Origin of the sequence: Acetobacter okinawensis (assembly GCF_002153655.1) — a bacterium.
Classification (GTDB): domain Bacteria; phylum Pseudomonadota; class Alphaproteobacteria; order Acetobacterales; family Acetobacteraceae; genus Acetobacter; species Acetobacter okinawensis_A.
The window spans coordinates 22,822-43,706 of record NZ_JOPJ01000004.1; the positions used below are offsets into that span (position 1 = coordinate 22,822).

The window sequence follows — 20,885 nt, forward strand, 5'->3', positions numbered from 1 at the left end:
CTTATATTCCGCCTGCCTGTAACACAGAGCATGGGCTCCTGCTTCAACGGCATCTGCCAGAAAAAGCAAAGAGAATTGAAGCATATATTGACCCGACCTACGCACCAAGCGCCAAAAATCAGCCCATGATCATGGCGCTAAAGGTCGCTTCCGCCACCACAACGCCATCAACACGCGCCTCACCGCGGAATTTCCACACATTGGAGCGGTGCCGTTCCTTGACAACATGAATACGCAACTGGTCGCCCGGCTCAACCGGACGGCGGAATTTTGCGCCTTCTATGGTCATGAAATAGACAAGCTTGCCTTCAAATGCTTCGCCGAGCGACAGCACAACAAGCGTGGCCGCAGTCTGGGCCATGGCTTCCACAATAAGAACACCGGGCATAACGGGCCGCCCCGGGAAATGACCCGGAAAAAACGGTTCGTTGACCGAGACATTCTTGATACCAGTCGCCTCTTCCCCCAGGACAATATTTTCCATCCTGTCGATAAGAAGGAAAGGATACCTGTGAGGAATCGCCTGCATGATACGGTTGACATCAATACTTGCGATTGTCTGTCCGTCCTGCCGGGATTCTTGTTTTGTCTCCACGTCCCCTAAACCACCCTTTATACCGGACCATAGCCCGCGTTCATACTTTGCCTGAATCGTCCTTGGCCGACCCAGACGCTTTTTTAGCCAGTTTGCGCAGCACCGCCACGTTACGGAAAAACTCCCGGAACGGCATGGCAGGACTACCTATGACATCTGCTCCACGCTCAACATCCGACATAACACCACACTGCGCACCAATGCGCGCCTTGGCGCCAATACGAATATGACCGATCAACCCGGCCTGCGCCGCAACCGTTACATAGTCTTCCAGCACGGTTGAGCCCGAAATCCCGGCCTGAGACACCACAATACAGCAGCGCCCCAGCTGGGCATTATGCCCGATCTGCACCAGATTATCGAGCCGCGAACCCGCACCAATAACCGTATCATTGACCGAACCGCGATCAATGGTCGAGTTGGCACCAATTTCCACGTCATGCTCGATAATGACACGACCAAGCTGTGGTACAGTCTCAAACCCTTCTGGCCCCACGGCAAAACCAAAACCATCCTGCCCGATGCGCGCACCCGGCAGAATAGTCACCCGGTCCCCCACAAGAGCATGGGAGAGTGTGACCATGGCACCAATACGGCAATCCGCCCCAAGGCGCACACCGTCCGCCACAACGGCATGGGAACCGACAATACAGCCCGGCCCCACTTCCACCGCAGCACCAATCACAACAAATGGCCCCACCTCAGCTGTAGGGTCAACCACGGCGGACGGGTCCACCACGGCAGACGGGTGGATACCAGCCTTGCTACGGGATTGTGGGTGAAACAGCCGCGCAATCCGCGACCATGCCAGGTAGGGGGTAGCCGTCACCAGAGCTGCGGAATGAGGAGGCACTTTTTCGGCAAATGCCGGGGCCACAATCACCAGCCCTGCCTCTGTATGCTCCAGCAGATGCGCATACCGGCGGTTATCGAGAAAGCTGACATCGCGCGCACGGGCGGCCTGCAAGGGGGCTATGCCTGCATAGCCCTCCTGCGGGAAGCTCCCCTGCCGGGGAGGACGCAGATCAGCACCGGCGGCTTCGGCCAATGCTGCGGCATCAAATGGCCCGACACGCGCAAAAAAACGCGGATCAGCCGGGCCGGAAGAAGCCCTGCACTCCACCATTCTTATTTTTTCCCGGCGGGAGCCGGAGTAACCGCAGGAGCAGGCCCGGAAGCAACCACGGACTGATCACCATCAGCCGTTGTGGGCATCTTGCCAGACTTGGCAAGTTCTTCAGGGTCCACATTCGCGTCAGGAATAAAGACACTGGGCAGAACCTTGTTCAGGTTTGTCGCCACTTCGTTGGTGATGTCCTGACCATCCACATGCAGGGCCACCTGCTCGCTGTGCAGCACAAGGTTCATACCATGTGCGGAGGCCACTTTCTGGATCACCTGCACCAGTTCACGCTCGATCTGCCCCAGAGAGACCTGCGCGGCTTCCTGAATAATACGGTTGCGGTTACGGAAATCCCGCTGCGCTTTCATCACCTTGGCCTGCAAGCTCCGCTCGCGGGTCTGGATCTGGTCTGATGTCAGGGATTTTGCCTGAGCCTGCAAGGTCTGCTGCTCATCACGCCAGCCAGCCTGTTCGCGCTGCAGGTCCTGAGCCAGAGCATCGCGGCGGCCACCCAGCACACGCTCCACCTGCATGGCAGCGGACGTCTGGCGCATAACGCCCGGCACGCTGATAACACCGATAATGGTTGTCGGCGGAGGCGCTTCCTTGGCAATTTCAGGAGCATTGGGAATGGGGGGGAGCGGCAGAACAGGGGGAGCCTGCTCAGCGGCTTCCTGACTATCCGCCGCAGGAGCAGGGAGCGCTACCGGGGCAGGTGCCGCGTTACGTGCAGCAGGATGCGGAGCCTGTGCCGCAGGCTGGCTTTTGGGCACAAACCAGCCACTCCCGCCTTCTGCCTGAGCAGCAGGAACAAGAGCCACAGAAAAAGAAAGGCAAACAGCCCCAAGAAGGGCGGCTTTGGAACAGAAACGCATCATTACCTCAGAATTGCTGGCCGAAGCCGAAGCGAAGGAGCTGTGTGCGGTCATTATAGCTGCGTCTGATCGGCACACCAAGGTCAATATTCAACAACCCAAACGGACTTTTCCACGAAAAGCCTGCGCCCGCACTAACGCGTGGGCTGACCATATCACCCGAGATTGCCGTGTAGTTCGCGCCATCGGTTGCTGGGTTGGTGTACAAGTGTTTGACACGTACGCCAGCCACACTCCCCATATCCACGAATGTACGACCACCCACCCCCATATCCGTCAGGAAAGGAATGGGGAAGTTCAACTGGGCGGAGGCATTATACATAAACCGCCCACCGATCAGATCTTCGGACTGATGGGCTGCATTCCCAACACTTCGTGGGCCAGCGCCCCCATCAAGGAAGCCGCGCAGACTTGTGCCACCCAGATAGAAGTTATCAATCACGTCACGGCGGCCATGGTTGCCCCAGTCGGCCAGATACCCGGCACCACCACGGAAAGCCAGCGTCCAGTTATGGCTGTTGGTCAGATCATCAAGAGGGATGTAATACCCGCCGTTGATCTTACCACGAACGTAGTTTTCATCCCCGCCGATACCGGCAAAATCCCCACCTACGGACACGAAGTAACCACTATGCGGCTGCATGCGGTTGTCGCGCCTGTCATACATGATGGTTGTCCCGATCTGGGACAGCAGGGACTTGCCAATCTGGTCCTGAATATAGGGCGAGGATTCACTCCACGCGTTGCTCACCCAGCGGCGGATCAGGCTGTAATTCCAGGACTGGGAAAGATAACGGTTATACGAATACCCCATACGCAGGGTAATCCCGTAACGCCCTTCCGAGTAGTTCTGGTACGTCTGATAGTTATTTTCGATGAAGAAAATATCTGCCCCGACAACCATGTTCCGCCCGAGGAAGACCGGATCTGTCACGGAGAGGTCTGCCTGCTTCTGGTAATACGAAACAGTACCCGAGAACCCGGCGTCAATCCCCGTACCCAGCAGGTTGTGCTGCTTGAGCCCGACGTTACCGATAATACCAACGTCGGTTGAGTACCCGCCGCCGAGGGAGAATTCACCCGTTGGTTTTTCTACAACATTGACAGACACGTTTGCGCGGTCAGGGGAGGAGCCGGGCGCATCCTTGACGTCCACCGTTTTGAAGTAGCCCAGATCCTGGACCCCTTCCTTGGCGTATTTTTTGTAGCTGCTCGTATAGGGATCACCCTCTGCAAATGGCAGCTGACGACGGATGACATTGTCCTGCGTAATGGTGTTGCCGTTAATATCGATCCGCTCAATGTAACGGCGCGGGCCTTCACTAACGTCAAAGAGCAGATTGACAATGCGCTTTTCAGGGTTACGCGCAATGGTCGGGCGCACCACCGCAAACGGATGGCCCTGCGACTGGAGCAGTTCCTCTATATCCGTCGCATTATCCTGCACGGCCTTGCCATCATACCACTGGTGCGGAAACAGCTCGACGTATTTACGCAGGGATTTGGCAGGCACGTGCCGCAGGCTGGAGCGGATATCCACCTTACCCAGACGGTAGCGTATGCCCTCGTCCATGGTGATGGTGATGTAGAAGGATTTGCGATCCGGCGACAGCTCACCCTTTACGTCCTTGATCTGGAAATCCACATAACCGTTGTGCAGATAAAAACGCCGCAGCAGTTCCCCGTCATATTTTACGCGTTCGGGATTATATTCATCTGACGAACCGAGAAAGTGATACCAGGCCGTCTCCTTGGAGGACACAACACCAGCAAGTTCGGCTTCGCTGTACGCTTTGTTCCCGACAAACGCGATTTTACGAATTTTTGTGTTCGGGCCTTCATTGATCTGGAAGATCACGTCCACACGGTTGTGGGCCAGACGGACAATCTGAGGCGTGACCACAGCCGCAAAGCGCGACTTCTGGGCATAAACCTCCAGAATATGCTGCCGGTCATCCGCCGTTGTTTCTGCCGAGAACACCGCACGTGGGCGCAGGGAGAGCACCTTGCGCAGGTCCTCATCCTTGGCGGCGTGGTTACCCTCAAACACGATCCGGTTGACGATCGGGTTTTCCTTCAGCTTCACGAGCAGCGTACTGCCCTCGCGCCGCAAGGTCACGTCTTTGAACAGCCCTGTTGCGTACAGGGTCTTCAAAGACCGGTCGAGGTCATCCTGCGTGAAGGGGTCCCCCGGACGGACAACCATGTAGGACAGAACCGTATTGGTCTCGATACGGGTATTGCCTGAGACACGGATCTCATCAATCACGCCAACTGGGGCTGGCTGTGCGGGTGCGGCATCGGGTTGTGGCCCGGCACCTTCGGAATCGCCCTGAGGCGATGCAACAACAGCTGCTGGTGCCTGTGTGTCCGGGTTCTGGGCGGCCATAGCCCCCCGTCCCTCGATCAGGAAAAAAGGCAACATGCAGACAGAAACGAACAGGGCCGAACGTTTACCCGCCAAGATCTGCCTCCCTCCATCCGGGTCGGTTCAGCACGGAAGCCCATCCCCCGTTTCTGTCGCGCCCGCAAGGGACGTATCCGAATTTACCCTTGTCACGCAAGCCTTACCCTTCCAGTCCAGTTCACTATCAACCCGCGAGCGATGCAACCCACCTGAACAGCCCGAAGCTGGACAGATCATTGAACGTCGAAAACAGAAACAGACCCGCCAGCAAGGCAAACCCGGTCTGGAAACTAACCTCTTGCACCCGCTTGGAAACTGGGCGTCCTCTTATTGCCTCTATGGCATAAAAAACCAGACGTCCACCATCAAGAAGTGGAACGGGAAAGAGATTGATAAGACCCAGATTAACCGACAGCAACGCCATGAAGGACAACAGGCTGGCAAAGCCATATTGCGCGACCTGACCCGAGAGCTGGGCGATCTTGAGTGGACCACCCAAATCCCGCGCCGTGTGCTGGCCGCTAAAGATTTGCCACACCCCATTCAGGGTTTGCGTAACCGTCTTCCACGTGGCCTGTGCGCCTGCGCCAATGGCCTGCGGCAAAGGCAGCGCCTTACCCGGCTCCACCGCAAACACCACCCCAAGCAGGCCACGGGCAGCACCACCTGCGTGCGAATCCTGCGTGGTGCCAATGGTAATGGGAATATCCATCTGCTGGCCATTACGCTGCACCAGCAGTGTTGTCTTCTGCCCCGGCTCCTGCGCTACAGTGGCCTGCGCATCCTCCACACTGGAGACATCATGCGTGCCAATGCGCAGGATTACATCGCCCTTCTGCAAGGCCGCACTCTGCGCCGCGCTACCGGGCATGACGGAAGAAACCTCGTTACGCACATGGGGCTGACCGGCTGTCGCAAACAGCAGCACAAACAGCGCAAAAGCCAGAATGAAATTGAAAACAGGCCCAGCCAGAATAACAATGGCCCGTGACCAGACCGACTTATCATGGAAAGTCCGGCCCGGAATCCATGCGGCTTTCTGCTCCGGTGTTGCGTCCTCGGGGTCATCAAACCCGTGCGGGCGCACGTAGCCGCCCAGAGGAATCGGGCAGATGCGCCATTCTGTCCCGCTTCTGTCCTGCCATTTGAACAGGGCGGGGCCGAACCCGAGAGAGAATACCTCCACATGCACACCGCGCCAGCGTGCAGCAAGGTAGTGCCCGAGTTCGTGGAAGGTGACCAGAACGCCCAGCACAAAAACGAAGGAAATCAGGGTGCGTAGATAATCGTGTATCATCATCATTCCTCCGATATCGGGAGTGAAGGCCGCTTTCTCAAGCGACTGCGGGGGAAATCAGGTGCAGGGCAACCCGGCGGGCCTCCGCATCCCAGTGCAGGACCGCATCCAACGTATCGGCCGGAGGAGCGCCCAGAGTGTCCATGGTCTCTTCCACCACACGTGCGATGTCCAGAAAACCGATCCGTTCCGCAAGGAATGCCTCAACCGCAATCTCATTAGCAGCAGACAGGATGGCCGGAACCGCCTTGCCCGCCCGCAAAGCCTGCCGCGCAAGACGGAGAGCAGGAAAGCGCACCTCATCCGGTGCAATAAACTCCAGCGTTCCAAAAGCGGCAAGGTCCAGACGGGAGGATGTGGTGGGCATGCGCTGGGGCCAGGCCAATGCATGAGCAATAGGGATGCGCATATCGGCCGAGCCCATCTGGGCGATCAGGCTGCCATCGGTGTACTGCACCATGCCGTGCACAACAGACTGGGGGTGCACCAGCACGTCAATCCGGTCTTCCGTCAGGTCAAAAATACGGGCAGCCTCAATCACTTCCAGCCCCTTGTTGAACATGGTGGCGGAATCGATGCTGATTTTGGCCCCCATGCTCCATGTCGGGTGTTTGAGCGCCTGAGCAGGTGTTGCAGCCCGCATGACATCAAGCGAAGCATTGCGGAAGGGCCCACCTGAGGCCGTAAGGATGATTTTTTCTACCTGATCAGCCTGCCGGTCCGCCATAGACTGGTAAACGGCGTTATGCTCGGAATCGACCGGGAGCAGCGTGGCCCCGGCATCGCGCACCGCACGGAGCATCACGTCCCCTGCGCAGACCAGCGCCTCCTTGTTAGCCAGCGCTATGCTGTTGCCGTTCTTAACCGCAGCAAGGGTGGGTTCCAGACCGGCTGCCCCCGTAATGGCGGCCATGGTCCAGTCCGCAGGCAGGGCGGCGGCCTCAATAACCGCCTTGCGGCCACAGGCGATCTCCACACCACTCCCGGCCAGAAGGGCCTTGAGTTCGGGGTATGCGCTCTCATCCGCCAGAACTGCCAGTTCCGCCTTCAGACTCCGTGCCTGCTCGGCCAGTTTGGCGGCATTTTTGCCCCCCACAAGCGCACGCACCCGGAACTGCTCCCGCGCCTGCTCCAGCAGATCCACGGTGGAGCAGCCAATGCTGCCGGTAGTCCCCAGAACGGTTACGGTTCTCATGCTTTGTCTTCCACACCCAAAAATAACAGATGCCCTGACAGCCTAGGCCACAGAGCCATAACGCGACTAACCCGGCATGCCAGCAACAAGGGCATGGACAAGGTCATGCAGACCAGCGCTCCAGAATGGTGCTCCCGGCACAGCAAGGGAGATGGCCGCGGCAACAGGTGCTGCAATGACCAGACCATCAAACCGGTCAAGCAGACCACCATGCCCGGGCAGCAGCTTACCGGAGTCCTTGACCCCCAGAGCCCGCTTCATCGCACTTTCCACCAGATCACCGGTCTGGGCGGACAGACCCAGAAGCCCCCCCCAGACCAAGGCGGAGCCAGCCCCACCAAACCCGGACAGGAGCGCAACCGCCCCCCCCATAAGCACGGCCCCCACAAGGCCGCCAAGCGCACCAGATCGGGTTTTGCCGGGGGAGATGCGCGGCGCAAGCTTTGGTCCACCAATCATCCGCCCGGCCATATAGGCCGAGGTATCGCTCGCCACCACAACGGCCACAACAAACAGGACAGGCCACACGCTGTCCTGCCGGAGCCAGAGCAGAGCCGTACCTGCCATGATGATCACACTCATGACCGCGCAAAGCGGTGCGCCAAACACGCAGGCGCTGATACAGAACAGGATAAAATAACCCCAGTGCCCCGCCGCAGCAGACAGGCCGGCACAAACCGCCCACAGCACATACAGCCCGCCACGCAGGCTTTGAACCCGTAGCCTGAAAAGACCCGCAGCTTCTGCCGCCATCCCCCCCATGGCCAGCAGAACCATGAGTGTATAGGCAATGCCACCAAGGCCAATACAGCCCCCGGCGACCACCACCATGACCAGAGCAGAAAGAACACGCGGCCGCAGGTCACGCCATGCGCTGGATTGCCCGCCCCCCGTCATGCGGATGCCGATGGCCGGGCGCCAAAACGCCGCTCGCGGCGCGCATAAAGGTCAAGCACCGTTGCAAAATGCCCTTCGTTAAAATCAGGCCAGAACACGTCAAGAAAAACAAGTTCGGCATATGCACTCTGCCAGAGCAGAAAATTGGAAAGCCGATATTCACCACTCGTGCGCACCATCACATCGGGGTCGGGCACGCCTGCGGTCCACAGGTGGTTGGTAAAAAGGTCTTCGTTAATCTGGTCTGGGGTCAGCCAGCCGTCGCGCACTTCCTGCGCAACACGCCGCACCGCCTGCATAATATCCCCCCGTCCACCGTAGGAAAGGGCGAGCAGCAGAACCAGCCGTTTGTTATTGCGGGTCATGGCCTCAGCCCGCGACAGTTCATCACGCAAGGCAGGCTCAAACCGGCTCAGGTCACCAATAAAGCGCAGACACACGCCTTCTGTATGCAGTTCCTTCACCTTATGGCGCAGGTAGTAGCGCAGGAGGCCGGTCAGGTCCGATACCTCCTTGGGGCCACGCGACCAGTTTTCGGATGAAAACGCATACAGGGTCAGGTAGGGAACACCCCGCTGAATAGCCGCCCTGATGCACCGCCCCACAGCCTCTGCCCCGGCACGGTGCCCCGCCAGACGCGGCAACCCCCGCTCGCACGCCCAGCGGCCATTGCCATCCATGATAATGGCGACATGCGAAGGTACCGACGGCTTTTTGTCGGCTAACTGGAGAGACATAGCAGGAAAAAATCCACCGTTTCAGTTCAGCGGGGCAAGGGGCAGCCCAAGCCGGGCAGGCCCTTAGACCTGTTTAATTTCCTTCTCTTTTTCAGCCAGCATGTCATCCACTTTTTTCACATACTGATCTGTCGTTTTCTGTATGGCGTCAGACCATGCCTTGACGTCATCCTGGCTGATGTCGCCCTTTTTTTCAAAACCCTTGGCTTTGTCCATGCCATCACGGCGCACACCGCGCACGGCAATTTTGGCACCTTCGGCATAGCGGGCTGCGGCTTTTGCCAGCTCGTTACGGCGCTCTTCCGTCAACTGCGGGATCGGCACGCGGATGGTCTGCCCCTCACCCGCCGGGTTCAGCCCCAGACCGGCATCCCGAATGGCACGTTCTACCGCACCCGCCAGAACACGGTCCCAGACCTGCACGGTAATCATCCGCGCTTCCGGCACTGCAATGGAGGCAACCTGCGTTAGCGGCACTTCACCACCATAGGCTTCCACCCGCACGGGTTCGAGCAGCGCGGGGCTAGCGCGCCCAGAGCGCAGGCCCGAAAAATCCCGGCGCAGGCTTTCCAGTGCGCCATCCATGCGGCGCTTGAGGTCATCAAGCAGGTCATTCAAGTCAGACACGGTGGTTTCTCCCGTTTTTTTCTCAGAGGCTGTGCGTCAGGTTGCTTCGATAATGCGCGTAAAAGCGCCCTCGCCACGCATAACGCGGCCGAACGAACCTTCCTCGCCGATATTGAACACAATGATCGGCAACCGATTTTCCCGCGCAAGGCTGATGGCTGCTGCGTCCATAACACTCAACTGGTTGGAAAGAACTGTCATATATGTCAGCTCATCATACCGTGTAGCGCTGGGGTCCTGCTTGGGGTCAGCGGAATAGACACCATCAACCTGTGTGCCTTTAAGCAGAATATCGCATTCCATTTCCGCAGCACGCAGGGCGGCCGCCGTATCCGTGGTAAAGAAGGGGTTGCCGGTCCCGGCGGCAAAAATAACCACCCGCCCCTTTTCCATATGCCGCACGGCCCGCCGCCGGATGTAGGGCTCAGCTACGGATGACATATGGATAGCGGACATAACCCGCGTTGTTATAAGCTCACGCTCAAGCGCGTTCTGGAGCAGCAGCGCGTTAATCACGGTTGCCAGCATGCCCGCGTAGTCACCCTGCGCGCGGTCCATGCCCTTGGCGGCAGCCGCCACCCCACGAAAAATGTTGCCACCGCCCACAACAAGGCACACTTCCGTGCCGCTGCGAACGACCTCGGCAACATCCTTGGCAATACGCTCGACCGTCTTCTGCTCCACTCCAAAGGCGCCATCGCCCATCAGGGCTTCGCCTGACACCTTGAGCAAAACACGTTTACGGTTTGGCGTTTCAGCGACAGAAGCAGTCATAGGCCCTCAATCATGCAAAGTCCGACAAAAAACAGACCTGCGCCACGCAGGTGTCGTGGCGTCTCAGATCGCTCTCTCTTATCCTCCAAGGCGGATGGCCACAAGCGCCAAGCCGTGCTTTATGGCACGTCATCCAACCCGATCGCACGCAGGCGGGCCCGCTCCTCGTCCCACCCGGAACGCTCCTTGACGTTCAAAAACAGGTGGCAGGGCCGTTCCAGCAGACTGGCAAGCTGCTTGCGTGCGCGCTCGCCAATCTGTTTGATTTTCTGCCCGCCATTCCCGATAAGAATGGCTTTATGCCCGGTGCGCCCGACGTAAATGGTCACCTCAATCCGCACGGACCCATCGGGGCGTTCCTGAAAACTCTCCGTTTCCGCCGTGGTGCCATAGGGCACTTCCTCATGCGTCTGCATAAAAATCTGCTCGCGCACCAGCTCTGCGGCCAGCAGGCGGTCAGGCAGGTCGGTCAGGTCATCCTCGGGATACAGATACGGCCCTTCGGGCAGGCTGGAGGCCAGCTTGTCCAGCAGATCCTCTACCCCGCCACCTGTGCGCGCGCTGACCATAAACACATGCTCAACCGGCAGTTTTTCCGTAATTGCTGCGGTCAGGGGCAGTAGTGCGGAGGCAGGCACAAGGTCTGTCTTGTTCAGCACAAGCCATGTGGTGCGGCCAGTCTGGGCCAGACGATCGATGATCTCCTGCACCGCTTCAGTCAGGCCCGAGCGGGAGTCGACCAGCAGCAGGGTAACATCCGCATCATCCGAACCATTCCATGCGGCCGCGACCATGGCCCGGTCCAGCTTGCGCCGGGGTTTGAAAATTCCCGGCGTGTCCACCAGCAGAATCTGGCTGGCCCCGCGCATGAGAATACCCAGCACCCGGAACCGCGTTGTCTGCGCCTTGGGAGAAACAATGGAAAGTTTTGCACCCGCCATACGATTAAGCAGTGTGGACTTGCCAGCGTTTGGTGCACCCACCAGTGCCGCAAAGCCACAGCGTGTTATTTGTGTCATGCCTGTTGCCTCAGCCCTGATGGCTGCCTCCAAGTTTTTCCAGCAGGGTTGCTGCGGCAGAACTTTCTGCTGCCCGCTTGCTACCTGCGCATCCTTGCGCCGAATCCCCACCCGCGCTGACCTGCACCACAAACTGCGGCGCATGCGAGGGGCCGTCGGCTCCTATTGTTTCATAATACGGCAGCCCCTGCCCGCGCCCTAGAACCCACTCCTGCAAGGCCGTTTTGGGGTCTTTGGGGGGGAGCGCCTGCGCGTCCAGTATGCGCTTCCAGCATGCGCGCACAATTTTGCGCGCCGGAGCCAGCCCACCATCCAGAAAGACTGCACCCAACACGGCCTCCAGCCCATCGGCCACCACATTGGCTGCGGTCTGCACGCCTGCGCGGGCCTCATGCTCGGCAACGGACAGGGCATCGGCCAGACCAAGCTGATCGGCAATGTCGGCCAGTGTTGCACGTGAAACCAGATGGGCAAGTCTGGAGCCCAAAGCCCCTTCCTGCTCCCCGGGGAACCGCTCCAGCAGCAGTTCGGCCATAAGCAGCCCCAGAACTCGGTCCCCGATAAACTCCAGCCGCTCGTTGGAGCCTGCCCCCTTGGCCTTGTTCCGCCTGCGCCCACCCGCCTTCTGATGTGCTGCAGAACGGTGAGTCAGCGCCTCCTGCAACAAGGAGGGGTTGGCAAAGCGGTAGCCCAGACGCTCCTGCAACGCCATGGATGCCTGATACTGGGGCGTGGAGGGGTCTGCACTCATTACATCACGCCCTTGAGCAGACGCGCCCAGCGGATTTCCGCCGGCCAGTACCAGACCTGCCAGATGGGGTGTGCCGCTTCCACGGAGAAGAAGATGCGCTGCGCCTTGCCCACAAGGTTTTCCATGGGCACAAATCCCAGATCCTTTGGTCCATCGCCCATAAAGCGGCTGTCTGCGCTGTCATCACGGTTGTCACCCATGGCAAAAAAGTAGCCTGGCGGCACCACATATTCGGGCGTATCATTCTGCGGGCCATCATTGGTCAGCTTGAGAATGTCATGCCGGACCACGCCTTTGTCATCGCGCAATGGCAGCTCTTCCGTGCAGGCCTCGCCCTCCATGGGCATGCGCGTTTCATCCTGAGCCACATACGGGTGCGGCTGCACACAGGGTACCCGCGCGCCGTTAAGGTACAACTGCCCCCCAATGACCTGAATATGGTCCCCCGGCAGGCCGATCACCCGTTTGATGTAATCAATGGACGTGTCCTTGGTAAAGCGGAACACAACCACATCGCCCCGATGCGGCTGCCCCGCCCAGACGCGGCCATTGAACAGGTCAGGCGAGAACGGCAGCGAAAACCGTGAATAGCCGTAACTGTATTTGGAAACCCATATGTAATCCCCCACCTGCAAGGTCGGAATCATGGACCCCGAGGGAATGACAAAGGATTCAAACAGGAACGTACGCACAAAAACAACGACGATCACCACCGTCAGAATTGTGCGCACATACTCCACCACAGCATGTCTGAGAGTAACAGCGTGCTGCGCTCCAGTAGGAGAAGTCTCCGGTTTACTCATGCGCTGCCCATCTGCTCCCATACTCATGTCAGAAAAATAAAATCTGCCGGATCAAGCCGTGCGCTTGGTGTGATGTCAACCCGCGCGGGCCGAGATAAACACCTGTGCAAACGCATAAGGTGGCTCATCGGTCATGCTCAGCATCAGTTCCGGCTCATAGCCCGCAGGCACCAGCTCCGCCAGTCTTTGGGCCGCAGCGCCACTGAGCACCAGCACAGGCTGGCCTGATGGCAGGTTTTCCACCCCGATCTGGCTTTGCGCAACCCCGTGGGCAAAACCCGTACCCAGCGCCTTGGCGCAGGCCTCCTTTGCGGCCCAGCGCTTGGCGTAGGTGCCTATTCTGGCAGCGCCAACCCGGCGCTCCGCCTTGGCACGCTCATAAGGGGTAAACACACGGTCCAGAAAACGCTCACCAAAACGGGCTATGGTCCGTTCAATCCGCCGCATGTCGCACAGGTCCACACCCGTTGCCAGCAGGGTCATGACTTGGCCCGATCTGCCTGCATAATGCCCGAGACGGCGCGCAGGCCCGCAATAACAGAGGAGAGGTGGCGCAGGTCCCGCACCTCCACATCCAGCAGGATTTCCGTAAAGTCGAGCTGGCGATGCACGATCTTGAGGTTGACCATGGCCGCATCACATTTGGAAATCGTGTTGGTAATGGACGCCAGAACCGAGCCTTCGTTCCCCGCCACAATGGTAATCCGGCCAACCCGCATCTGCCCGGCACCACCCGTACGGGCCATGGCATCGTAGTCCCAGTCCACATCCAAAAAGCGCTCGGGCGTTGCGGCAAAGCTCTCCAGCGTCTGGCAGTTGCGCGTATGCACGGTCACGCCCTTGCCGGTTGCCACGACACCCACAATGCGGTCCCCCGGCAGGGGGTGGCAGCAGGCGGCATAATGCACGGCAACACCTGCCCCAAGCCCGACCAGCGGCACAGCCCCGCCTGACGGGCGGCGTGTTGCAGGCGCACCCCGGGGGCGTGGCCCCGCCGTGCCCAGAACACCCGGCAGACCGGCCAGCATACGGGGCACACGCTGCACACGCCGCAGTTCCGGGTAAGCCGCGTGCACCACGTCACGCGCATTCAGGTTGCTGGTGCCAACAGCCACATACAGGTCTGACAAGGAACTCTGCTTGAGCGCCTTGAGTGTGGTCTCCATGATTTTTTCGGAGCCATCCACACCTTCCTGACGGAAAGCCTTGGCCAAAGCCGCACGCCCGTTATCCAACGAGACCTGACGCTGCTGCTGCGCCACATAACGGCGAATACGCGCGCGTGCCTTGCCCGTAACAACAAACCGCTCCCACGAGGGTGAGGGCGCGCCGCCACGGGCAGTCATGATTTCGACCTGATCGCCGTTTTCCAGCTCATGCCTGAGCGGCATAAGGCGACCATTTACCTTGGCCCCTACGCAGGTATCCCCGATCTGGCTATGCACCGCATAGGCAAAATCCACCGGCGTGGCTCCACGCGGGAGCGAGATAAGCTGCCCCTTGGGCGAAAAACAGAAAACCTGATCCTGATAAAGCTCAAGCTTGGTGTTTTCCAAAAACTCATCCGGCGCGGATGACGCTTCCAGAATTTCCAGCAGGTCCTGCACCCAGCGCGGACGGCGCACGCCACCGTAACCGCCTTCTTCGGGGCTGGTGCCCCCTTCCTTGTAAACCCAGTGCGCGGCCACACCGTTTTCGGCCACGTCATGCATGGCCTGCGTGCGGATCTGCACTTCTATCTTCTGGTTACGCGGGGAGCGCAGTGTCACACCCGTATGCAGGCTCTGGTAACCGTTGGCTTTGGGGGTGGAAATATAGTCCTTGAACCGCCCCGCAATCATGGGATAGGCGGCATGCACGGCCCCCAACGCCATGTAGCAGTCCTCGCGCGTGTCCACGATCATCCTGAACGCCATGATGTCGGACAACTGCTCGAACGCCACATTCCGGCGTTGCATTTTTTCCCATATGGAATAGGGCGATTTTTCCCGCCCCGAGACCTGGGCATCCTTCAGCCCGGCTTCATGGCACAGACGCAGCAGTTCACGCCGCACATCCTCGATCACATCCGCCCCCTGACCGCGCAGGTAGTTCAGGCGTGTGCGGATGGTGGTATCAGCCTCAGGCTCAAGCTGGGCAAACGACAGGTTCTGGAGCTCGGTCTTAACCCGGTCCATACCAATACGCTCAGCCAGTGGCGCGTAAATATCGAGGGTCTCACGCGCAATGCGCTGCCTGCGGTCCTGCCGCTCCACAAAATGCAGCGTACGCATGTTGTGCAGGCGATCCGCCAGCTTGACCAGAAGAACACGAATATCCTTGGACATGGCCAGCACAAGCTTGCGAAAATTCTCAGCCTGCTTGGTACGGTCGGACTGGAGTTCCAGCCGTGTCAGCTTGGTAACCCCGTCCACCAGATCGGCCACAACGGGGCCAAAGCCAGCCTTCAGCGTGTCATACGTCACGCCGGTATCTTCAATAGTATCGTGGAGCAGAGCGGTGCAGATGGACTGCACATCCAGCCTGAAGCGCGCCAGAATCATGGCGACAGCCAGAGGGTGGGTTATGTAGGGATCGCCATTATCGCGCATCTGGGTCTGATGGGCCTTGTAGGCCACATCAAACGCCCGACGAATGGCTTGTACATCGGCCTGCGGTGCGTAGCTGAGCACTTTGGCAACCAGCCGCTCGCAGCCAATTTCCCCCATCCGGTCCATGGTGGACACGGGGGTGGCAGATACCTCAACCGGGGCACCCCCCTCTCCTTGCGAGGAGGAGGTGTGAACGGGAATATCGCCGCCCGGTTGGTCCACGCGCGCTTTACCGCCGTGCGCGACCGGTCAGGGCCGCCTCGATGGCGCGCACGTCGTCCGCTGCTTCTTCCTCGGCGGAGACTTCCTGCAGACCGAAAATATTCTGTTCGGTCGGCACCAGATCCTGCACTTCCTCTTCCACGGGCTCGGGCTCGGGCTCGCGGGCCTGCGAGCGGATCAGGTCGCTCCGCAGCGCAGGAAGTTGCACGGTTTCATCCGCAATTTCACGCAATGCAACGACGGGGTTCTTGTCGTTGTCGCGGTCAATGGTCAGCTCCTCGCCACGGGAGATGTTGCGGGCGCGCTGCGCGGCGTACACCACCAGTTCAAAGCGGTTTGGAACCTTTTCAACGCAGTCTTCGACGGTGACGCGGGCCATTACGAAGAGCCTCCAGACAGTTCAGCACAGAAATACAATAAATAAAGACAGAAAGGTCTTATTACCGCATCCACCCACAACAGGAAAGGTTTATTCCCCAATCACCCTGATTTCCTGCCCCTGCACGGCCCTGAGCATCTGCTCCATGGTGTGGTGGGTCAGCGGGTGCACCCAGTCTGGGCACACATCGTGCAAAGGCCGCAGCACAAAAGCGCGCTCATGCGCACGGGGGTGCGGCAGGCTCAGGCGCTGCGTATTAAGATGAACACCCTCCATGGCAATGATATCCAGATCAAGCGTGCGCGCAGCATTAGGCACGGAACGCACACGCCCCTGATGCGTTTCTATGGCCTGAAGCTGATCCAGCAGAGCCAGAGGAGGCAGACTCGTCACACCGCGCACAACACCATTCACATAGACCGGCTGCCCGGAAGGCGGGACAGGTGCGCTCTCATACCAGCGGGAGACAGCCTTTAGTTCCAGCCCCGGCACACAGCGCAGAGCCTGCACGGCCTGCTCGCAGCTTTTTAGGGCGCTGCGCTCCCCCAGAGGCAGATTTGCACCTATTGCTATCAGGACTGTTCTGGTATGATTTTGCTCTTCCGCCATGTGTTGCCTCACACCTGAGTGGACTATCTTGTTTTAGACACAATTGGGGCTTTTCTTATAAGAACGCTCCGCAAACAAACAGTCAGAGGGGCCTTAATATTCCGAACCGTATGAAAAAAATTTCATTCCAAGATAATCGAAACCCAAAAGAAACAACTTTGAATTTATTTAGAGGACTAAATCCATGAACCTTAAAAAAGACGAAAAAACCTGTCTTTTTATTGACGGATCAAGCCTGTATTCAACCTCCCGCAGCTTGGGGTTTGATGTCGATTATAAAAAATTACTCGAATTTTTTGCCGCCAAAACCCATGTGATCCGCGCCTATTACTATGCCGCCATTCTGGATACCGAGGACTACTCCCCCCTCAAGCCCCTGACTGACTGGCTATCGTACAACGGTTATTTTCTGGTGACCAAACCCGCGCGTGAATTTACGGATTCGACAGGAAAACGCCGTGTCAAAGGCAATATGGACATAGAGATTGCCGTGGACATGATGGAAATGGCCCCCCACATCGACCACGCCATCCTGTTCAGTGGTGATTCGGATTTCCGCCGGGTGGTGGAAGCCGTGCAGCGGCAGGGTACGCGCGTATCCGTTGCGTCTTCCATGCGCTCCTCCCCACCGCTGATCGGAGATGACCTGCGCAGGCAGGCCGACCAGTTCCTTGAACTGGCATCCCTTGGCGCCAACTTTACCCGCCGGCAGACCGAACCAAGCCGCCCACGCGCCAACCCGGCCCCTGTCCGCCACCCGGCAGACCAGATGAGCGAACCCGAGGATGACCCGCTAAACTGAGCAAAATGTGACAAAACAGAATTTTGCTCTTTTGCCCCGAACGTATCTGTTCCTCACGCGTTTGGCATAGCACAATCCCCTTGCAGCCCTGGGGTTAGCCTTAGGTCAAACGTCAAGGTTTTCCGGAGTTAACTGATGCCGACATGTTCCGAAGCCAGAAGCAACCTGCTTTCTCTCCTGCGCGGTGTTGAGCACTTCAACACCGAAGTATTCCCCGCAAAGGAAGCCCTGTTTGCCAGTCTGGCCAAAGGGCAGGCTCCCGGCGCGCTGTTCATTGCCTGTGCCGACAGCCGCATCAACCCCAACCTGATTACCCAGACAGAACCGGGTGATCTGTTCATTCTGCGTAACATTGGCAATCTGGTTCCCGCTTATGGGGAAATGCTTGGTGGTGTTTCCTCAGCCATTGAATATGCGGTCATGGGGCTTGGGGTGTCTTCCATTATTGTCTGCGGCCATTCCGACTGCGGCGCCATGAAGGCCCTGCTCGACCCGGAAAAAGCCGGACTGGACAAAATGCCCACAGTGCGTAGCTGGCTGCGTAATGCAGAAGCCGCACGCGCAGCAACACTGAACACATTCCGCTCTGACGATGCAGGACCGGCAACGGTGCGGTGTCTGGCCGAACAGAATGTGCTGCTCCAGCTGGCCCACCTGCGCACCCACCCTGCCGTTGCCGCAGGGCTGGCACGTAATACGCTGTTCCTGCAAGGATGGTTTTACGATATTGGCACGGGTGAAGTCTCTGTGCTGGATGAGCAGACCCGGACCAGTGTTCCAATCAACAGCATTATTGAACAGATGCAAAAGCAGACCGAGCAGGAAACTGCATAACACACTCCGTGTCTGCTTAACGGCGCGCCATCTTGGCCTTGTGGCTATGATGGGCGCCGTTTTTTTTGTGGTTGGCAGCCCCCCATCCCATGCTCTCCCACCTGTGCAGACTTTTAAAATCAGCACATGGAACATGGATTGGCTGCTCAGCAGCCCGGCACAGAATGCACCCGATGTTCCGCCTGACATTCCACACAGATCAGCCAGTGACCTGACCACTCTGGCCACCTATGCCCAACGCCTGCACCCGGACCTGATCGGCTTGCAGGAGGTGGGGGACAGCACAACACTGGGCCGCCTGTTTGCCCCACAGGACTACCAGCTACTCCTCTCCAATGATGCGATTGCCCAGCATACAGCCCTTGCCGTGCGGCGCGGCCTAACCGTGCAACGCAACCCCGATGTTAGCGCACTCGCTACAAACACAGCCGCTGCGCACCACCTGCTACGCAGTGGGCTGGACATTAATGTGCTCATCGGCCGCATGACCCTGCGCGTTTTAGTCGTTCATCTTAAAACTGGCTGCTGGGATAACCCGGTATCGGAAACCCGCTACGCCTGCCCAATTTTGTTCCAGCAGTTCCACGCCCTGCGCGACTGGCTGGCAGAGAGAACAAAAAACGGGGAAGCTTTTGCCATTATAGGCGACTTTAACCGCCGCATGACGCAAACGGACCCTTTGTTCGTTAGCCTGAATCAGGTTACGCCACTGCTCCTGACCACTGCCGGGCGGGCCAGCCCATGCCTGAATGGCAGTTACTTTATTGACCATATTCTACTCGGAGGTGCCGCCCAGAAGTGGGCAGACCCAAACTCCCTGCGGGTAATGACCATTCCACAAAACAGCACACGGGTTCTCAGCGACCACTGCCCCGTATCCATCACACTGCGTGTGCCACAGGACGCACCGCCATAAAAAAAGGACCGCTACGTAACCGCAGCGGCCCTTTTTACCATACTCTGCCCGATCAGGCGTGTGCGCCAGACCTGTGCGAGGCCCCGGAACGCCCACCACCAGAACGGCGCGGCGGGCCACCACGGCCACCACCATTACGCGGCGGACCACCACGGCCCCGACCACCACCGCCACCCAGAACAGGCGGACGCTGGGTCGAAAACTCGGCCTCTTCCGAATGCCAGGGATGATCGCGCACAACCGGAATGGATTTTCCGATTGTTTTTTCAATATCTTTCAGCCACGCCCGCTGTTCCGCATCGCAGAAAGACACAGCCCAGCCATCACGCCCGGCACGGGCGGTACGGCCAATACGGTGCACATAGCTTTCTGGCACATTCGGCAGGTCGTAGTTGAACACGTGGCTGACTTCATCCACGTCAATACCACGCGCGGCAATATCGGTCGCCACCAGAACCTTGACCGATCCGGCACGGAAGCCCTTCATCGCCCGCTCACGCGCGCCCTGAGACTTGTTGCCGTGAATGGCCTCGGCTGTCACGCTGTTCTTGTTAAGGAACTCAGCCACTTTATTGGCTTCATGCTTCATCAGCGTAAACACGACGGCACGGGCCACCTTGTCGGATTCCACCATGGTCAGCAGGGCGTCGCGCTTGTCGCTCGTCCCATTCACAAACATGATGGCCTGCTGAATACGGTCAACCGTGCTGGAGGGCGGAGCCACTTCCACGCGTGCGGGGTTGCTCAACAGGGATGCAGCAAGGTCTTCAATGCTTTTGGGCATTGTCGCCGAGAACAGCAGAGTTTGCCGCTGCGCTGGAACATAGCTCATAATCCGGCGGATATCGCGCACAAACCCCATGTCCAGCATGCGGTCGGCTTCATCAAGCACCAGAACTTCAAGCCCGGACAAGTCAATATAGCCCTGACCAATCAGGTCCAGCAGGCGGCCTGGAGCTGCCACAAGCACGTCCACACCACGGCGCATGGCGTCCACCTGCCTGCCCTGCCCGACACCGCCGAACACAACAGCCTGCGAAAATTTCATGTATTTTGCGTAGGCTTTAAAGCTGTCGCTAATCTGGGCAACCAGCTCACGCGTGGGGGCCAGCACCAGAACGCGCGGCTGCTTGGGGGCCGTGGCCTTGGGGGTGTTGTGCAGGTGCTGCAAAATCGGCAGAGCAAAAGACGCGGTCTTGCCTGTTCCGGTTTGTGCCAGACCCAGCAGGTCCCGCCCTTCCAGCAGATGCGGAATAGACCCCGCCTGAATGGGAGTAGGTATTTCGTACCCTTGGTCGGCCAGTGCCTGCAACAGAGGTGCAGCGAGTTTCAGATCCGAAAAAGTAGTCATTTAGGGGCAACCTCTCCATGCACCTGAAAATGAGTCACATCCACCTTATTTTCAGTCACGCACTACCAAACCTATTATTGA

At 58.6% G+C, this 20,885-nt stretch carries 21 protein-coding genes; 3 read left to right on the forward strand and 18 right to left on the reverse strand.

Annotated elements, in window-relative coordinates:
• Positions 1-118: 118 nt before the first annotated feature.
• The 17 genes from fabZ to folK form a co-directional block, all read right to left on the reverse strand.
• A complete protein-coding gene (fabZ, locus tag HK26_RS02335; RefSeq protein WP_307772203.1) occupies positions 119-556 on the reverse strand; it encodes a 3-hydroxyacyl-ACP dehydratase FabZ in 438 nt (145 codons plus the stop codon).
• A gap of 79 nt (positions 557-635) precedes the next feature.
• The gene (gene lpxD / locus HK26_RS02340; RefSeq protein WP_086638320.1) at positions 636-1,721 is read right to left on the reverse strand and encodes a UDP-3-O-(3-hydroxymyristoyl)glucosamine N-acyltransferase; all 1,086 of its coding nucleotides are present in this window, start codon (positions 1,719-1,721) and stop codon (positions 636-638) included.
• Between the two features lie 2 nt (positions 1,722-1,723).
• Positions 1,724-2,596, reverse strand: a complete 873-nt coding sequence (locus tag HK26_RS02345; protein WP_086638371.1) for an OmpH/Skp family outer membrane protein — start codon at positions 2,594-2,596, stop codon at positions 1,724-1,726.
• A 4-nt stretch (positions 2,597-2,600) separates the two neighbouring features.
• Positions 2,601-5,057, reverse strand: a complete 2,457-nt coding sequence (gene bamA, locus HK26_RS02350; protein WP_086638321.1) for an outer membrane protein assembly factor BamA — start codon at positions 5,055-5,057, stop codon at positions 2,601-2,603.
• A gap of 127 nt (positions 5,058-5,184) precedes the next feature.
• Entirely contained in the window at positions 5,185-6,300 is a 1,116-nt protein-coding gene (rseP, locus tag HK26_RS02355; protein WP_086638372.1) for an RIP metalloprotease RseP, read from the reverse strand.
• Between the two features lie 34 nt (positions 6,301-6,334).
• The gene (dxr, locus tag HK26_RS02360) at positions 6,335-7,492 is read right to left on the reverse strand and encodes a 1-deoxy-D-xylulose-5-phosphate reductoisomerase (RefSeq protein WP_086638322.1); all 1,158 of its coding nucleotides are present in this window, start codon (positions 7,490-7,492) and stop codon (positions 6,335-6,337) included.
• Positions 7,493-7,558: 66 nt separating this feature from the next.
• Positions 7,559-8,389 (reverse strand): phosphatidate cytidylyltransferase, encoded by an 831-nt coding sequence (locus HK26_RS02365; RefSeq protein WP_180539273.1) that lies wholly within the window; start codon positions 8,387-8,389, stop codon positions 7,559-7,561.
• Complete coding sequence (gene uppS, locus HK26_RS02370) at positions 8,386-9,126, reverse strand: polyprenyl diphosphate synthase (RefSeq protein ID WP_086638323.1); 741 nt, start codon at positions 9,124-9,126, stop codon at positions 8,386-8,388. Before uppS ends, HK26_RS02365 begins: the two co-directional genes overlap by 4 nt.
• Before the next feature lie 63 nt (positions 9,127-9,189).
• A complete protein-coding gene (gene frr, locus HK26_RS02375; RefSeq protein WP_219337078.1) occupies positions 9,190-9,711 on the reverse strand; it encodes a ribosome recycling factor in 522 nt (173 codons plus the stop codon).
• A 78-nt stretch (positions 9,712-9,789) separates the two neighbouring features.
• The gene (gene pyrH / locus HK26_RS02380) at positions 9,790-10,527 is read right to left on the reverse strand and encodes a UMP kinase (protein WP_025826290.1); all 738 of its coding nucleotides are present in this window, start codon (positions 10,525-10,527) and stop codon (positions 9,790-9,792) included.
• A gap of 119 nt (positions 10,528-10,646) precedes the next feature.
• Positions 10,647-11,546: a GTPase Era gene (gene era, locus HK26_RS02385; RefSeq protein ID WP_086638374.1), complete on the reverse strand. Its 900-nt coding sequence runs from the start codon at positions 11,544-11,546 to the stop codon at positions 10,647-10,649.
• Between the two features lie 10 nt (positions 11,547-11,556).
• On the reverse strand, positions 11,557-12,297 hold the full coding sequence (gene rnc, locus HK26_RS02390) for a ribonuclease III (RefSeq protein WP_025826286.1): 741 nt from the start codon (positions 12,295-12,297) through the stop codon (positions 11,557-11,559).
• The gene (gene lepB / locus HK26_RS02395; protein WP_086638375.1) at positions 12,297-13,100 is read right to left on the reverse strand and encodes a signal peptidase I; all 804 of its coding nucleotides are present in this window, start codon (positions 13,098-13,100) and stop codon (positions 12,297-12,299) included. Before lepB ends, rnc begins: the two co-directional genes overlap by 1 nt.
• 75 nt (positions 13,101-13,175) lie before the next feature.
• The gene (gene acpS / locus HK26_RS02400) at positions 13,176-13,583 is read right to left on the reverse strand and encodes a holo-ACP synthase (protein ID WP_086638325.1); all 408 of its coding nucleotides are present in this window, start codon (positions 13,581-13,583) and stop codon (positions 13,176-13,178) included.
• Complete coding sequence (locus tag HK26_RS02405) at positions 13,580-15,913, reverse strand: RelA/SpoT family protein (protein WP_374188204.1); 2,334 nt, start codon at positions 15,911-15,913, stop codon at positions 13,580-13,582. The genes acpS and HK26_RS02405 overlap by 4 nt, the downstream gene beginning before the upstream one ends.
• Positions 15,914-15,920: 7 nt before the next feature.
• Positions 15,921-16,292 carry a DNA-directed RNA polymerase subunit omega gene (rpoZ, locus tag HK26_RS02410; protein WP_025826282.1) on the reverse strand — a complete coding sequence of 124 codons (372 nt, stop codon included), beginning with the start codon at positions 16,290-16,292 and terminating at the stop codon, positions 15,921-15,923.
• 90 nt (positions 16,293-16,382) lie between these two features.
• Positions 16,383-16,901, reverse strand: a complete 519-nt coding sequence (folK, locus tag HK26_RS02415) for a 2-amino-4-hydroxy-6-hydroxymethyldihydropteridine diphosphokinase (RefSeq protein WP_086638326.1) — start codon at positions 16,899-16,901, stop codon at positions 16,383-16,385.
• Between the two features lie 184 nt (positions 16,902-17,085).
• Here folK and HK26_RS02420 point away from each other — a divergent pair, with 184 nt between their 5' ends.
• The 3 genes from HK26_RS02420 to HK26_RS02430 all read left to right on the forward strand — a co-directional run bounded on the left by HK26_RS02420 (position 17,086) and on the right by HK26_RS02430 (position 19,453).
• Positions 17,086-17,703: a LabA-like NYN domain-containing protein gene (locus HK26_RS02420; RefSeq protein WP_086638327.1), complete on the forward strand. Its 618-nt coding sequence runs from the start codon at positions 17,086-17,088 to the stop codon at positions 17,701-17,703.
• Positions 17,704-17,838: 135 nt separating this feature from the next.
• Positions 17,839-18,537 (forward strand): carbonic anhydrase, encoded by a 699-nt coding sequence (locus HK26_RS02425; protein WP_086638328.1) that lies wholly within the window; start codon positions 17,839-17,841, stop codon positions 18,535-18,537.
• A 133-nt stretch (positions 18,538-18,670) separates the two neighbouring features.
• Complete coding sequence (locus HK26_RS02430) at positions 18,671-19,453, forward strand: endonuclease/exonuclease/phosphatase family protein (RefSeq protein WP_086638377.1); 783 nt, start codon at positions 18,671-18,673, stop codon at positions 19,451-19,453.
• Between the two features lie 52 nt (positions 19,454-19,505).
• Here HK26_RS02430 and HK26_RS02435 read toward each other — a convergent pair whose 3' ends face one another.
• Positions 19,506-20,804, reverse strand: coding sequence for a DEAD/DEAH box helicase (locus HK26_RS02435; protein ID WP_086638329.1), 1,299 nt, complete (start codon positions 20,802-20,804; stop codon positions 19,506-19,508).
• Positions 20,805-20,885: the final 81 nt, after the last annotated feature.